This window comes from Streptomyces sp. NPDC041784 (assembly GCF_055591025.1).
In genome coordinates this window covers 274,459-288,911 of the sequence record NZ_JBVJAB010000012.1, presented here as the reverse complement: position 1 = coordinate 288,911, position 14,453 = coordinate 274,459, and the positions used below count along the sequence as shown (strand labels likewise).

Genomic DNA, 14,453 nt, shown 5'->3' with positions numbered 1-14,453 from the left:
CTGTTGCTTGTGGTGTCTTGCCCTCGGCCTGTGGGTCTCCCGCTCCCCCTCCCCCCCCCCCCTCCCCCCCCCCCCCCCCCCCCCCCCCCCCACGGCCGGACGCGGCGGGGTCAGGCGCAGCGCGGGGCGATGTAGCCGTCGCTGCCGGTCCTGACGAACGCGTCGGAGACGAACTGGCCGTCGGCGATGTTGTCCCAGATGTTCGTCGTGCCGTACGGGCCGCTGATCGTCGTGCCCGGCGACTGGCAGAAGATCGGGACCTTGATGCCCTCGGGCAGCACCTTGACGATCGGGTAGCTGGTGCCGGGGCCGCTGCGCACGTTCAGCCGGACGCCCGGGGCGACCGGGTAGTACGTGAGGCCTGCCGTCGCGGCCGTCGCGACGGCCTCCGCCGCACCGGCGCTCTCGACCTCTTCCACACGGTCAACAGACATGAAAAACCTCCCCCGTCGAACCTCATGAATGCCATGAGGCCACGTTGATTCCCCTAAACCACGCCATGAAACACATGTGCATGATTCGCACATGGAGGCTAGCAAGCCGCCTCTGTCCCGTTCGAGTCATCGACTAGGCTCCGTGCGTCGCGCGCGCGGTTGAACAGCACGGGGGTGGTCCATGACGCCACAGCGCAACACCGGAGCGGGCGCGGAAGCGGAACTTCCGGAGTACGCCGGTCACTACCGCCTGGAGTCAGGTCTGGGCTCCGGTGGCATGGGCGTGGTGCACCTGGCCCGGAGCACCTCCGGGATGAAGGTCGCGGTGAAGGTCGTCCACGCGGAGTTCGCACGGGATCCCGAGTTCAGGGGGCGTTTCCGGCAGGAGGTGGGGGCCGCCCGGAAGGTCAGCGGCGCGTTCACCGCGCCCGTCGTCGACGCCGACCCGGAGGCCGAACGGCCGTGGATGGCCACTCTGTTCATCCCCGGCCCGACGCTCGCCGAGCAGGTGAAGCGGAACGGGCCGATGGGCTCGGGCGAGTTGCGGCGGCTGATGGCCGGGCTCGCTGAGGCGCTGCGCGACATCCACCGCGTCGGGGTCGTACACCGGGATCTGAAGCCGAGCAACGTCCTGCTCGCCGAGGACGGCCCGAAGGTGATCGACTTCGGTATCTCGCGGCCGAAGGACAGCGAACTGCGGACCGAAACCGGCAAGTTGATCGGGACGCCGCCGTTCATGGCGCCGGAGCAGTTCCGGCGGCCCCGGGAGGTCGGGCCCGCCGCCGACATCTTCGCGCTGGGCTCGGTGATGGTGCACGCGGCCACGGGGCGCGGGCCGTTCGACTCCGACAGCCCCTACGTCGTGGCCTACCAGGTCGTGCACGACGAGCCGGACCTGACGGGCGTACCGGAGAACCTCGCGCCGCTGGTGCGCCGCTGCCTCGCCAAGGAGCCCGAGGAGCGGCCGACGCCGGACGAGTTGATGCGGGAACTGCGGTCGGTGGCCGCCTCGTACGACACGCAGGCGTTCATACCGTCGCAGCGAACGCAGGACGAGCCGCGGGCGGACGCGGCCGGGGACGAGGAGCAGTCCGGTGCCACGCCCGGGGGCGGGCCCGGCGACGGCGGGCGGTCAGGGGCTTCGGCCACGGCCGCCGAGCCGCCGGGTCGGCGCCGCCGTATCGGGCTCGCCATCGGCGCCGTGGCCGTCGTCGTCATGGGCGGAGTGCTCGCTTCCGCGCTGGTGCTCGGCGGGGACGACGGCACGGACGGGAGCGGGCGGGGCACGGCAGGCGGGTCACGGTCCGCGTCGGCCGCCTTCAGCGGCTGGACGGCGACACCGGCGACGGGCGGCGGCAACGGCGCCAGCGACGCCGGTGGCGGTGGCGGCATGCCGCAGTGCGCGTACGACGCGCGGCGGCTGCTCTGCGCCCAGTCGGGGCTGGTGTCCGCGCTCGACGCGTCCGACGGGCGCGTGGTGTGGCGGCACACCCTCGACAAGGGCGACCGGCCGCGCGAGGCGCCGGTGCTCGCCGGCGGGCTGGCGCTGGTCCTCACGCAGTCCGGCAAGCGGGTGGAGGCCCTCGACCCGGCGTCGGGCGCCGTCCGCTGGAAGCGGGACGTGTCGGCGTACGACGGTGTCGAGACCGTCGGCGGCACGCTGCTGCTGACGGCGGCCGACGGCACGGTGACCGGTGTGGACGCCGCGTCGGGCCGGACCGTGTGGAGCCGGCGGATCCCGGGGCAGAGCCGGCCGTACTTCGTGTCGTTCCCGAAGGATCCGCTGGCGTACGCGACGACCGCGTCGGACGACGGGCGCACCAGGGTCACGGCCGTGGATCCCGCCACCGGGGACGTGCGCTGGGAGGAGCTGCTCAGCGGCACGCTGACACTCGTGGGTACCACGGAGGACAGCCTGGTCCTGCTGGCGGAGGGCGGGGAGTACGGCAAGGTCGGCGCCGTGGTCCGCTACTACCCGGAGGGCAAGGTCTCGCTGCGGGTGACGCTGAACGTCCCGCTCCAGCAGGCGCGGGCCGCCGTGCGCGGCGACCGGGTCTATCTGCTGGCCTTCGACGGGGCGCTGGTGGCCGTGGACACGGTCAGGGCGAAGCAGCTGTGGTCGCTCCAGACGGCCGTGAGCCGGGGTTCGGTGCCGGTCGCCGACGGCGCGCACGTGTACTTCAGCGCCGCGGACGGCCGTCTTCTCGCCGTGGACGCCGACGCGGGGAAGCTGGTCGGGCAGACGGCGCTGCGGCTCGGCGCGAACGCGGGCGAGGTCGTGTCGGCCCTGCCGGCGCCCGGGGTGGCGGGCGGCCGGGTGTACGCCGGGGCTCCCGACGGCACGGTGTTCGCGGTGGACGGGCGGAATCCGTCGGGCTGGTAGGCGCCGGGCCGGTAGGCGTTGAGCCCGTAAGCGCCGGGCCGTCGGCCGGCGACGAGAGACATGCGAAGGGCCGCCCCCGCACTGCGGAGGCGGCCCCGGCTGAGCGCTCAGCCCAGCTTGCTCACGTCCCGCACCGCGCCCTTGTCCGCGCTCGTCGCCATCGCGGCGTAGGCGCGCAGGGCGGCGGAGACCTTGCGGTCGCGGTTCGACGGGGCGTACACCCCGTTCAACGACTGCTCACGGCGCGCGAGTTCCGCGTCGTCGACGAGCAACTCGATCGAGCGGTTCGGGATGTCGATGCGGATGCGGTCGCCGTCCTGGACAAGGGCGATCGTGCCGCCGGAGGCCGCCTCGGGAGAGGCGTGGCCGATCGACAGACCGGACGTGCCGCCGGAGAAACGGCCGTCGGTGATCAGCGCGCAGGTCTTGCCGAGGCCGCGGCCCTTCAGGAACGACGTCGGGTAGAGCATCTCCTGCATACCGGGGCCGCCCTTGGGGCCCTCGTAGCGGATGACGACGACGTCGCCGTGCGTGACCTGCTTGTTCAGGATCTTCTCCACGGCCTCCTCCTGCGACTCGCAGACGACCGCCGGGCCCTCGAAGGTCCAGATCGACTCGTCCACGCCGGCCGTCTTGACGACACAGCCGTCGACGGCGAGGTTGCCGCGCAGGACCGCGAGGCCGCCGTCCTTGGAGTAGGCGTGCTCGGCGGAGCGGATGCAGCCGCCCTCGGCGTCCTCGTCCAGCGCCTCCCAGCGCTCGGACTGGGAGAAGGCCTCGGCGGAGCGGACGCAGCCGGGGGCCGCGTGCCACAGTTCGAGCGCCTCGGGCGAGGGCGAGCCGGCGCGGACGTCCCACGTCTTCAGCCAGTCCCCCAGGGACGGGCTGTGGACGGCGTGCACGTCCTCGTTGAGCAGGCCCGCGCGGTGCAGCTCGCCGAGCAGGGCGGGGATGCCGCCGGCGCGGTGCACGTCCTCCATGTAGTACGTGCGGTTCTTGGCGACGTTGGGCGCGACCTTCGCCAGACAGGGCACGCGCAGGGAGACGGCGTTGATCTCCTCCAGGCCGAAGGGCACGCCCGCCTCCTGGGCGGCGGCGAGCAGGTGCAGGATCGTGTTGGTGGAGCCGCCCATCGCGATGTCGAGCGCCATGGCGTTCTCGAAGGCCGCGAAGGTGGCGACATTGCGCGGCAGGACGGTCTCGTCGTCCTGCTCGTAGTAGCGCCGGGTGATGTCCATGACCGTGCGGCCCGCGTCGATGTACAGCTGTTTACGGGCCGTGTGGGTGGCCAGCACCGAGCCGTTGCCGGGGAGGGAGAGGCCGATGGCCTCGGTCAGGCAGTTCATCGAGTTGGCGGTGAACATGCCGGAACAGGAGCCGCAGGTCGGGCAGGCGTTCTCCTCGATCCGGAGGATGTCCTCGTCCGAGATCTTGTCGTTCACGGCGTCGGAGATCGCGTCGACCAGGTCGAGGGTGCGGACCGTGCCGTCGACCAGTGTGGCGCGGCCGGACTCCATCGGGCCGCCGGAGACGAAGACCGTCGGGATGTTGAGCCGCAGGGCGGCGTTCAGCATGCCCGGGGTGATCTTGTCGCAGTTGGAGATGCAGATCAGGGCGTCGGCACAGTGCGCCTCGACCATGTACTCCACGCTGTCCGCGATCAGGTCGCGGGAGGGCAGGGAGTACAGCATGCCGCCGTGGCCCATCGCGATGCCGTCGTCGACGGCGATCGTGTTGAACTCGCGCGGGATGCCGCCGGCCTCGCGGATCGCCTCGCTGACGATCCGGCCGACGGGCTGGAGGTGGGTGTGGCCGGGCACGAACTCGGTGAAGCTGTTGGCCACCGCGATGATCGGCTTCCGGCCGATGTCCGCACCGGGTACACCGGAGGCGCGCATAAGGGCGCGGGCGCCCGCCATGTTGCGGCCGTGGGTGACTGTGCGGGACCTCAGCTCGGGCATCGTCGCTCGCTCCTTCAGACAGATAGGGCTGCTAAAGAGCGTACGCCGGTCATCCAGGGTGCGGGACGAGGTGTCCGGAATACGGGATGCGTGTCTCGGTCCCAGGGCTCGGGCGCGTCTCGGCCCGAGAAGCCGATGATCGCCTCCCTCTGGCGGCTCAGGGCCCGGTGAGATGCCCCTGTACGACCGGTGCCACCCGCGCGATGATCAGTTCGATGTCCGCCGAGGCCAGCGGCTCCACCTTGATCACGTACCGCAGCATCGCGCACCCGACCAGCTGCGCGGCCGCCAGCTCGGCGCGCAGTTCGGCGTCCGGCAGGTCGAGCTGCGCGGCGATGCGGCGCAGCACCTGGGCGGCGACGAGGCGGCGGAAGACGGCGGCCGCGGTGTCGTTGTTCACAGCCGAGCGGACGATCGCCAGCAGGGGCGCACGGGTGGCGGGGTTCTCCCAGACGCCGAAGACGAAGCGGGCCAGCCGCTCCCCCACACCGTCCAGCGGACCCTCGGCGATCGCGGCCGGCGCGTCGAGGGCGGGCACGAAGGCGACCTCGATGGCCGCCTCGAAGATCTGTTCCTTGGTGCCGAAGTAGTGGTGCACGAGCGCCGAGTCCACCCCGGCCGCCTTCGCGATCCCGCGCACGGACGTCTTCTCGTACCCCCGCTCGGAGAACTGCTCACGGGCGGCGGCGAGGATGCGGTCCCGGGTGTCGGCCGACTCGGCCCGCGGGGGGCGGCCCCGGCGGCGGGCGGCGGGTTCGGTCGCGCCGGCGTCGGTCACGGGCGGGGCACCTTCGCCGCCGACGCCAGGTGCAGCCGGGTGAAGGCGAGGGCCTCCGCCAGGTCGGCCTCGCGTTCGGCGCTCGACATGGCCCGCCGGGTGTTGACCTCGATCACGACATGGCCGTCGAAGCCGCTCAGCGCGAGCCGCTCCAGCAGCTCGGCGCAGGGCTGGCCGCCGCGGCCGGGGACCAGGTGCTCGTCCTTGGCGGAACCGTTTCCGTCGGCGAGGTGGACATGGCCGAGCCGGTCGCCCATGCGGTCGATCATCTGCATCGCGTCCGTGCGGGCCGTCGACGCGTGGCTGAGATCGATCGTGAAGTGCCGGTAGTCGTCCTTCGTCACGTCCCAGTCCGGGGCGTAGGCGAGCATCTCGCGGTCGCGGTAGCGCCACGGGTACATGTTCTCGACGGCGAACCGTACGTCGGTCTCGTTCGCCATCCGCCAGATCCCCCGGACGAAGTCACGGGCGTACTGGCGCTGCCAGCGGAAGGGCGGGTGGACGACCACCGTAGTCGCCCCGAGCTTCTCCGCCGCGGCGCGGGCGCGCGTGAGCTTGACCCAGGGGTCGGTGGACCACACGCGCTGGGTGATGAGCAGGCAGGGGGCGTGCACGGCGAGGATCGGGATCCGGTGGTGGTCGCTCAGCCGGCGCAACGCCTCGATGTCCTGGCTGACCGGGTCGTTCCAGACCATGACCTCGACACCGTCGTAGCCGAGGCGCGCGGCGATCTCGAAGGCCGTCGCCGTCGACTCCGGGTACACGGACGCCGTCGACAGGGCGACCTTCGCATCCGGGATCCGCACGACTGGCTCTGCCATGGGGGACAGGTTACGGGGTGCGGGTGAGTGCGACCGGGCGCTCGTTCGCCGTTGTGGGGTGCGCCACGGGCGGGTGCGGGGTGTTTGTGGCCGATCGCGCACATTCCCCGCACTCCTTTCCCTTCCGGCGCGCTCCTTTCCCTTCCGGTACGAGCGGGGGCCCTGGCCGAGCAAGGCCCTGTCCGAGCAAGGCCCTGGCCGAGCAAGGCCCTGGCCGAGCAAGGCCCTGGCCGAGCTAAGCCCTGGCCGAGCTAAGCCCTGGCCGAGCTGGACCCCGAGCTGGGCCCCATGTGATCGAGTCGCCGCAGGATCACGCCCTCGCGCAGTGCCCACGGGCAGATCTCCACGCTGTCCACACCGAACAGGTCCATCGCGCCCTCGGCGACCAGGGCGCCGGCGAGGAGCTGGCCCGCGCGGCCCTCGGAGACGCCGGGCAGCTCGGCGCGCTGCGCGGTCGTCATGCCGGCCAGGCGCGGCACCCATGCCTCCAGGGACGCCCGCTTCAGCTCGCGCTGGATGTAGAGGCCCTCCGTGGAGCGGGCGGCGCCGGCGATGCGGGCGAGCTGCCTGAACGTCTTCGACGTGGCGACGACGTGGTCGGGGGCGCCGAAGCGGCTGAATTCGCCCACCGTACGGGCGATCTGCGCGCGGGCGTGCCGACGCAGGGCCCTTATGTCCTCGGGGTCGGGCGGGTCGCCGGGCAGCCAGGCCGAGGTGAGCCGGCCGGCGCCCAGCGGCAGCGACGCGGCCGCGTCGGGCTCCTCGTCGATGCCGTACGCGATCTCCAGGGAGCCGCCGCCGATGTCCAGGACCAGCAGCTTCCCCGCCGACCAGCCGAACCAGCGGCGGGCCGCGAGGAAGGTGAGGCGGGCCTCCTCGGCACCGGTGAGGACCTGGAGCTCGACGCCGGTCTCGGCCTGCACGCGCGCGAGGACGTCGTCGGCGTTGGTGGCCTCGCGCACGGCGGAGGTCGCGAACGGCAGGAGCTCCTCGACGCCCTTGTCCTCGGCGGCCTGGAGCGCCTCGTGGACGACTCCGATCAGCCGGTCGACCCCGTCGGGGCCGATGGCGCCGTCCGTGTCGAGGAGTTGGGCCAGGCGCAGCTCCGCCTTGTGCGAATGCGCGGGCAGCGGGCGCGCGCCAGGGTGCGCATCCACGACCAGCAGATGCACCGTGTTCGATCCCACGTCGAGGACACCGAGTCTCATGAAAGGAACGCTACTGCCAGAGGTGCCGTGCTCCGCCCCAGGTGTACGCACCGGGACGGTGCCGTGAAGGGGTGTGGGCGACTTACCCTGGACGGGTGCCAAAGACGAAAAAGGCGAAGGAAGCAAAGGCCGACAAGGCTGCCAAATCGACCAAGGGCTCCTCGCCGGTGCGCTCGGTGAAGTCACCGACGATGTCGAAGCAGGCCCTGGCAGCGGACGAGAAGGGCCTCGACTTCGCGCGCGCATGGGTGGAGTTCCCTGATCCGGCGGACGACGAGCAGGTCTTCCGGTGCGATCTGACATGGCTGACCTCTCGCTGGAACTGCATCTTCGGCAGTGGCTGCCAGGGCATCCAGGCCGGCCGCGCGGACGACGGGTGCTGCTCGCTCGGTGCTCACTTCTCCGACGAGGAGGACGAGAAGCGCGTCGCCGATCATGTGGCACGTCTCACGCCGGACATCTGGCAGCACCACGACGAGGGCACCCGGGACGGCTGGATCTCGGAGGACGAAGAGGGCTCGCGGCAGACCCGCCCGTTCAACGGCTCGTGCATCTTCCAGAACCGGCCGGGCTTCGCGGGCGGCGCGGGCTGCTCGCTGCACATCCTGGCCCTCAAGGAGGGCCGCGAGCCGCTGGAGACCAAGCCGGACGTCTGCTGGCAGCTTCCGGTGCGGCGGACGTTCGACTGGATCGACCGGCCCGACGACACGCGCGTGCTCCAGGTGTCGATCGGCGAGTACGACCGCCGCGGCTGGGGTCCGGGCGGCCATGACCTGCACTGGTGGTGCACGTCGGCGACCTCGGCGCACGGCGCGGGCGACCCGGTGTACGTGTCCTACCGGGCGGAGCTGACCGAGCTGATGGGCAAGGCCGGGTACGACCGGCTGGTCGAGCTGTGCGAGGAGCGTCTGGCGTCGCAGCTGCCCCTGCTGGCGCCGCATCCGGCGGATCCCGCCCCTCCGGCGGGTTCGGCGGGCTGACCTGCGCATCTCTGGGGACCGGTGGGTCTCGTCCGAGGGAGCGTCGTCCGCACGCATGCCCTACGAGGCCGCCGGGCTCGTGTCGCCGCCGTCCCCCGGTGGCGGTGCCGAGCCCGGGTCGGTCGGGGGCGGGTCGGTGGGCGTGGGCTCCGGGTCGGTCGTGGGCGGCGGGTCGCTCGGAGGCGGCTCGTGGGAGCCCGGATCCGTGGGCGTCGGGTGCGTGGGTGTCGGGTCCGGGTCGGGCGAGGACGCGGGCGGGCCGGACGGGCCGCCGGGGTGCGGGCCGGGACCGGGTCCGGTGCCAGGTCCGGTGCCGGGGTCCGAGGGGCGCGGCGCGCTGCCGTAGCCGTCGATCGACACGACCACGCCGGCCGGGGCGACCGCCACGCGCGCGTGCCAGTGCCCGGCGGGCTCGCGCAGTTGGTCGACGTGGACCTTGACCGTCGCCGACTCGCCGGGTCTCAGGGTGCCCGTGGAGCGGCTCAGGTAGAGCCAGTGGGCGCCGGTGGTGGCCGACCAGCGGATCGATTCCTCGGCGTCCTCGGACGCGGTGAGGGTGATCAGGGTGGTGTCGCCGCTGGTGGCGGCCGTCACGCTCAGCCGGCCCGCGCTCTTGGTGCCGAGCCCCGTGACGCTGACGACCTCCACCGAGACGTCCGGCCCGTCGTCCTCGGCGAAGCCGGTGCCCGGACGGGTGCTGGCGTTCCCCGCGTTCTCGTAGCCGCCGGCCGCCTCTCCGTCGAGGCCGCCGGGGCCCTGCGCCTCGCCGGCGGTGGGCGAGTGCCCCTCGGCGCCCTCGCCCACCGGGGTGCCCCGGTAGGCGGCCCACAGGGCGAGCACGGGCGCGGCGACGACGGTGGCGACCACGGTGGTCGTGACGGCACGCGCGCGGAGCCGGTCCCGGCGGGCGGCGCGGTCCTTGGGGTCCATGGGGAAGCCGCGCCGGTCGTAGCGCGGCAGGGCCGCGCCCCGCGCGCGCGGGGCGTGCGCCAGGGCCATGTGCAGCTCCGCGCGGGGCGCCTCCAGGACGGGCAGCTCGGCGGGGGTGACACCGGCGCCGGGCCAGCGGCCGGGGGCGGCGCGCTCGGCGGTCCGGCGGCAGCGCGGGCAGTCGTCGACATGCCGGACGAGTTCACGGCGCAGGGCCGCGCTGAGCACCAGTTGGTGTTCGCCGGTGAGCCGGGCGACGCCGGGACAACCGCCGGTCTCGACGACGGCGAGGGCCGCGCGGGTGCGCTCGACCTCGCAGGCGGCGGTGGCGAGCAGCTCGCGGGCCGTCGCCTGGTCCCTGCCGAGGACGGCGGCGACCTCGTGCGCGGCGAGGTGGTGGCGTACGGCGAGTTCGAGCGCCTCGCGCTGTTCCGGGGTGGTGCCGGCGGCCTCCGGCCAGGCGAGCAGGGCTAGTTCGCGCCGCCGCCGCTCCTGGAGTTCGTCCGGTACGGCGGTCCCGGCGGGCTCGGTGGGCCGGCTGCCCGGCCGGCGGTGGCCGCCGCCGGTGCGGCCGGACGCGTGCGTGCTCTGACGTTTCTGCTTGGCCTCGGCCAGCTTGCGCAGGCACGCCCAGCGGGCCAGGGCGTACAGCCAGGCCCTGCGGTCGCCGGCGGCGTCCGGGGCGCGCTGGCCGCGCCGCTCGGCGAGCGCGAGGACGTCCCCGAGGGCGGCGGTGGCCGCGTCGTGGTCGCACAGCACGGACAGGCAGTAGGTGAACAGCCCGTCCAGGTACGGCTCGTAGCGTGCGGGCGGGCGCTGCACCAGGGTGCGCGGCGCAGTGCGCCCGCGCACCTCCCGGTGCGCCCGGTGTGCGCCGGTCGTGCGGGTCGAGGTTTCCGGGCTGCTGCTCATCACCCGTGCGACCGTAGGCGGCACGGAACGCACTCTTCTTGTCCCTTGAGTCCTTTTAATCCGTACGGGTGAAACGATCCCTCAATAGGGGACAGGAGAGGGGGGTCCCATGGCTCGTTCGTGACGGGATGTGGCCGGATCACAGGGGGTGTCCTGCTTTGTCCACAAGTGCCTGTCGATGCCGGGTCCCCGCTCGTCCACAGGCACCCCCCGCTGTCGGTGGCGGCGGTTACGGTGTGACCCATGGCTGCCCGTACGAAGACCACCAAGGACCGCCCGTCCTACCGCTGCACGGAATGCGGCTGGCAGACGGCCAAGTGGCTCGGCCGCTGCCCCGAATGCCAGGCATGGGGCACGATCGAGGAGTACGGCACGCCCGCGGTCCGTACGACGGCGCCGGGACGCGTCACCACCTCCGCCGTCCCGATCGGCCAGGTCGACGGCCGGCAGGCCATGGCCCGCACCACCGGAGTCCCCGAGCTGGACCGGGTGCTCGGCGGCGGCCTGGTCCCCGGCGCGGTCGTGCTGCTGGCCGGCGAGCCCGGCGTCGGCAAGTCGACCCTCCTGCTGGACGTGGCGGCGAAGTCGGCGAGCGACGAGCACCGCACGCTCTATGTCACGGGCGAGGAGTCGGCGAGCCAGGTCCGTATGCGCGCCGACCGCATCGGCGCCATCGACGACCACCTGTACCTCGCGGCCGAGACGGACCTCGCGGCCGTCCTCGGCCATCTGGACGCGGTGAAGCCGTCCCTGCTGATCCTGGACTCCGTACAGACGGTGGCCTCCCCGGAGATCGACGGCGCCCCAGGCGGCATGGCCCAGGTCCGCGAGGTCGCCGGCGCCCTGATCCGCGCCTCCAAGGAGCGGGGCATGTCCACCCTCCTGGTGGGCCATGTCACCAAGGACGGCGCGATCGCCGGCCCCCGCCTCCTCGAACACCTGGTGGACGTCGTCCTGCACTTCGAGGGCGACCGGCACGCGCGCCTGCGCCTCGTGCGGGGCGTGAAGAACCGCTACGGCGCGACCGACGAGGTGGGCTGCTTCGAACTGCACGACGAGGGCATCACCGGCCTCGCCGACCCGAGCGGACTTTTCCTGACCAGACGTGACGAACCGGTCCCGGGCACCTGCCTGACGGTCACCCTGGAGGGCCGCCGTCCGCTGGTCGCCGAGGTCCAGGCGCTCACCGTCGACTCCCAGATCCCCTCCCCGCGCCGTACGACCTCCGGCCTGGAGACGTCCCGGGTCTCGATGATGCTGGCCGTCCTGGAGCAGCGCGGCCGTATCAGCGCGCTCGGCAAGCGGGACATCTACTCGGCGACGGTCGGCGGGGTGCGGCTCTCCGAGCCCGCCGCCGACCTGGCGATCGCCCTCGCCCTGGCCTCCGCCGCCAGCGACACCCCGCTGCCCAAGAACCTGGTCGCGATCGGCGAAGTGGGCCTCGCGGGCGAGGTCAGACGGGTCACGGGCGTGCAGCGCAGGCTCGCCGAGGCCCACCGCCTGGGCTTCACCCACGCGCTCGTCCCGGGCGATCCGGGCAAGGTCCCGGCCGGCATGAAGGTCCTGGAAGTCGCGGACATGGGAGACGCCCTGCGGGTCCTCCCGCGCTCGCGTCACCGAGACGCCCCACGGGAGGCGGAGGACCGCCGGTAGACTTTGCCCAGGTCTCGCCCGTCCGTACGAACCGAGTGCGCGAAACGGGAGCGCCTCAGAACCTGCGACCGGAGGAGTGCAGTGGCAGCCAACGACCGGGCGGCAGCTCCCGGAAAGTCCGGTGGGAGTTCCGGTGCCGAGGGCCTGATGCGCGCCGCGCTGAGCGCTGTGGCTCCGGGCACACCCTTGCGCGACGGCCTCGAACGGGTTCTGCGCGGCAACACCGGCGGGCTCATCGTGCTCGGCTCCGACAAGACCGTCGAGACGATGTGCACGGGCGGCTTCGACCTGGACGTCGAGTTCTCGGCCACGCGTCTGCGCGAGCTGTGCAAGCTCGACGGCGGCATCGTGGTCTCCTCCGACCTGTCGAAGATCCTGCGGGCCGGCGTCCAGCTGGTCCCGGACCCGACGATCCCCACGGAGGAGACGGGCACCCGGCACCGCACCGCGGACCGCGTGTCCAAGCAGGTCGGCTTCCCGGTCGTCTCCGTCTCCCAGTCGATGCGGCTGATCGCCCTGTACGTCGACGGACAGCGCCGTGTCCTGGAGGACTCGGCGGCGATCCTGTCCCGCGCGAACCAGGCCCTCGCCACCCTGGAGCGCTACAAGCTCCGCCTGGACGAGGTCGCGGGAACGTTGTCAGCGCTGGAGATCGAGGACCTGGTGACGGTCCGGGACGTCTCCGCGGTCGCACAGCGTCTGGAGATGGTCCGCCGCATCGCCACCGAAATCGCCGAATACGTGGTCGAACTGGGCACGGACGGCCGTCTGCTCGCCCTTCAGCTCGACGAGCTGATCGCGGGCCTGGAGCCCGAGCGCGAGCTGGTCGTGCGGGACTACGTCCCCGAGCCGACAGCGAAGCGCTCCCGCACCGTCGACGAGGCCCTGTCCGAGCTGGACGCGCTCACCCACGCCGAGCTGCTCGAACTGTCCACGGTGGCCCGTGCGCTGGGCTACACCGGCTCCCCCGAGGCCCTGGACTCCGCGGTCTCCCCGCGCGGCTTCCGCCTCCTGGCGAAGGTCCCGAGGCTGCCGGGCGCCATCATCGACCGCCTGGTGGAGCACTTCGGCGGCCTCCAGAAGCTCCTCGCCGCCAGCGTCGACGACCTCCAGACGGTGGACGGCGTGGGCGAGGCACGGGCGCGCAGCGTCCGGGAGGGGCTGTCGCGACTGGCGGAGTCCTCGATCCTGGAGCGGTACGTCTAGGGCACCTCAGAAGCACCTCAGAAGCACCTCAGAGGTCGAACGCCTCATGGGTGGGTGGGACGTCCGTCGCACGCCCTCCCTCGGCGCGCCCGCGGACGCCCAGCGCCCGGGCGCACCACCGGGCGCCCCCTGCCCCGGTCCGCTCAGTCGTCCGTCAGCACGAAGGACGTCTGTGCCTTCGCGAACCCCGGCGCCTGCGCCTCCACGAGGTACGTGGCGGCACCGGCCACCCCGGCCGGAGGCGTGGCACACCCGGCGGCACTCGGCTTGCGGTTCCACGTGACGGTGTACGTGAAGGTGTCGCCGGACGGCACGCGGTACAGCAGGCTGCCGGAGACCTTGGGGCAGTCGGCCGAGGACCAGTAGGCGTCGGTGCTGCCGGTCTGAGTGATCGTCAACACGGCCTTCTTCGGGCCGAGATCGACCTTGCAGTCGCTGCCGGAGGAGTTCTTCGCGGTCAGCCGGAAGGTCGGCGTCTGGTCGGGCGAGTACTCGTTGCGGACGCTGCTCAGCGTCAACGTGACCACGCTGGCGGTGCAGTTGGGCAGTGTGGTGCCGGCCGGCAGGGTCGTACCCGAACCGCTGCCGCTTCCGTTTCCATCTCCGTCTCCGCTGCCGTTGGCGCCGTCGTCGGTGCCGCCGCCGCCCGCGTCGGAGCCCGAACCGTCGTCGCCCGAGCCGGTGCCGGAACCTCCGCCGTCGGCGCCCTCGGTCGATTCGTCACGCCCGCCCGGGGCCTGGCTGATGGCAGGCCCCGACCCGGAGGGTCCCGGGGTGATCGAGGACACGGGATTCTTGCCGTTGGACCCCTTCGCGCTGTCGTCGCCGCCACCCCCGCCCGAGGTGACGATCCAGGTGATGAGCAGCGCCAACAGGGCGATCACGGACAGCAGTACGACCCTCCGTCGCCAGTAGATGGAGGAGGGAAGCGGCCCGATCGGATTGCGCAGAGATCCCACGGCGCAAACTGTACGAGAGATCGCCGCGTTCGCTGGCCCCACCCGCCGCCCGGAGTACAACTTTTCCGGATCATCATCCTGGATCCCCGGTCCGCGCGCCCGCCTTCACGCCCGCGCGCACCCCCCGGATGTTTGCAGCGGCGCCGCTTGCACCTCTGGCCATGGCTACGGCACGCGCGTGTGGCGGCTCTCCTGGACCGGACCCGGGCGAGTGGCGGTACGCACGTG

Annotated in this window: 11 protein-coding genes; 4 read left to right on the top strand and 7 right to left on the bottom strand. The window is 72.6% G+C overall.

The annotated features are described in order from the left end of the window. Nucleotides 1-110 precede the first annotated feature (110 nt). Nucleotides 111-434: an SH3 domain-containing protein gene (locus ACZ6D7_RS26470; RefSeq protein WP_469495478.1), complete on the bottom strand. Its 324-nt coding sequence runs from the start codon at nt 432-434 to the stop codon at nt 111-113. A gap of 181 nt (nt 435-615) precedes the next feature. Between ACZ6D7_RS26470 and ACZ6D7_RS26465 the strand changes: the two genes are divergently transcribed. Then, complete coding sequence (locus ACZ6D7_RS26465) at nt 616-2,817, top strand: serine/threonine-protein kinase (RefSeq protein WP_469495476.1); 2,202 nt, start codon at nt 616-618, stop codon at nt 2,815-2,817. Nucleotides 2,818-2,924: 107 nt separating this feature from the next. Here the strand turns inward: ACZ6D7_RS26465 and ilvD are convergent, their stop codons facing one another. From ilvD to ACZ6D7_RS26445, 4 genes are all read right to left on the bottom strand, one after another. Further along, a complete protein-coding gene (gene ilvD, locus ACZ6D7_RS26460) occupies nt 2,925-4,778 on the bottom strand; it encodes a dihydroxy-acid dehydratase (RefSeq protein ID WP_469495474.1) in 1,854 nt (617 codons plus the stop codon). Between the two features lie 157 nt (nt 4,779-4,935). Beyond that, nucleotides 4,936-5,556, bottom strand: coding sequence for a TetR/AcrR family transcriptional regulator (locus tag ACZ6D7_RS26455; RefSeq protein ID WP_469495471.1), 621 nt, complete (start codon nt 5,554-5,556; stop codon nt 4,936-4,938). Continuing rightward, complete coding sequence (locus tag ACZ6D7_RS26450) at nt 5,553-6,377, bottom strand: sugar phosphate isomerase/epimerase family protein (RefSeq protein WP_469495469.1); 825 nt, start codon at nt 6,375-6,377, stop codon at nt 5,553-5,555. The genes ACZ6D7_RS26455 and ACZ6D7_RS26450 overlap by 4 nt, the downstream gene beginning before the upstream one ends. 251 nt (nt 6,378-6,628) lie before the next feature. Beyond that, nucleotides 6,629-7,585, bottom strand: a complete 957-nt coding sequence (locus tag ACZ6D7_RS26445) for a Ppx/GppA family phosphatase (protein WP_469495467.1) — start codon at nt 7,583-7,585, stop codon at nt 6,629-6,631. 95 nt (nt 7,586-7,680) lie between these two features. On the opposite strand from ACZ6D7_RS26445, the gene ACZ6D7_RS26440 reads away from it, so the two are divergent. Continuing rightward, complete coding sequence (locus ACZ6D7_RS26440; RefSeq protein ID WP_469495465.1) at nt 7,681-8,565, top strand: DUF3109 family protein; 885 nt, start codon at nt 7,681-7,683, stop codon at nt 8,563-8,565. Nucleotides 8,566-8,625: 60 nt separating this feature from the next. Here the strand turns inward: ACZ6D7_RS26440 and ACZ6D7_RS26435 are convergent, their stop codons facing one another. Next, complete coding sequence (locus ACZ6D7_RS26435) at nt 8,626-10,407, bottom strand: BACON domain-containing protein (protein WP_469495463.1); 1,782 nt, start codon at nt 10,405-10,407, stop codon at nt 8,626-8,628. Nucleotides 10,408-10,650: 243 nt separating this feature from the next. Here ACZ6D7_RS26435 and radA point away from each other — a divergent pair, with 243 nt between their 5' ends. Next, on the top strand, nt 10,651-12,060 hold the full coding sequence (radA, locus tag ACZ6D7_RS26430) for a DNA repair protein RadA (protein ID WP_469495460.1): 1,410 nt from the start codon (nt 10,651-10,653) through the stop codon (nt 12,058-12,060). 81 nt (nt 12,061-12,141) lie between these two features. Next, nucleotides 12,142-13,266 carry a DNA integrity scanning diadenylate cyclase DisA gene (disA, locus tag ACZ6D7_RS26425; protein ID WP_469495459.1) on the top strand — a complete coding sequence of 375 codons (1,125 nt, stop codon included), beginning with the start codon at nt 12,142-12,144 and terminating at the stop codon, nt 13,264-13,266. 143 nt (nt 13,267-13,409) lie between these two features. On the opposite strand, the gene ACZ6D7_RS26420 is transcribed toward disA, so the two are convergent. Continuing rightward, nucleotides 13,410-14,225, bottom strand: a complete 816-nt coding sequence (locus ACZ6D7_RS26420) for a hypothetical protein (protein ID WP_469495456.1) — start codon at nt 14,223-14,225, stop codon at nt 13,410-13,412. Nucleotides 14,226-14,453: the final 228 nt, after the last annotated feature.

Excerpts from the sequence above, each read along its gene's own strand:
- ACZ6D7_RS26470 (WP_469495478.1), bottom strand. The coding sequence starts at position 434 with ATGTCTGTTGACCGTGTGGAAGAGGTCGAGAGCGCCGGTGCGGCGGAG.
- ACZ6D7_RS26465 (WP_469495476.1), top strand. The coding sequence starts at position 616 with ATGACGCCACAGCGCAACACCGGAGCGGGCGCGGAAGCGGAACTTCCG.
- ilvD (WP_469495474.1), bottom strand. The coding sequence starts at position 4,778 with ATGCCCGAGCTGAGGTCCCGCACAGTCACCCACGGCCGCAACATGGCG.
- ACZ6D7_RS26450 (WP_469495469.1), bottom strand. The coding sequence starts at position 6,377 with ATGGCAGAGCCAGTCGTGCGGATCCCGGATGCGAAGGTCGCCCTGTCG.
- ACZ6D7_RS26445 (WP_469495467.1), bottom strand. The coding sequence starts at position 7,585 with ATGAGACTCGGTGTCCTCGACGTGGGATCGAACACGGTGCATCTGCTG.
- ACZ6D7_RS26435 (WP_469495463.1), bottom strand. The coding sequence starts at position 10,407 with ATGAGCAGCAGCCCGGAAACCTCGACCCGCACGACCGGCGCACACCGG.
- radA (WP_469495460.1), top strand. The coding sequence starts at position 10,651 with ATGGCTGCCCGTACGAAGACCACCAAGGACCGCCCGTCCTACCGCTGC.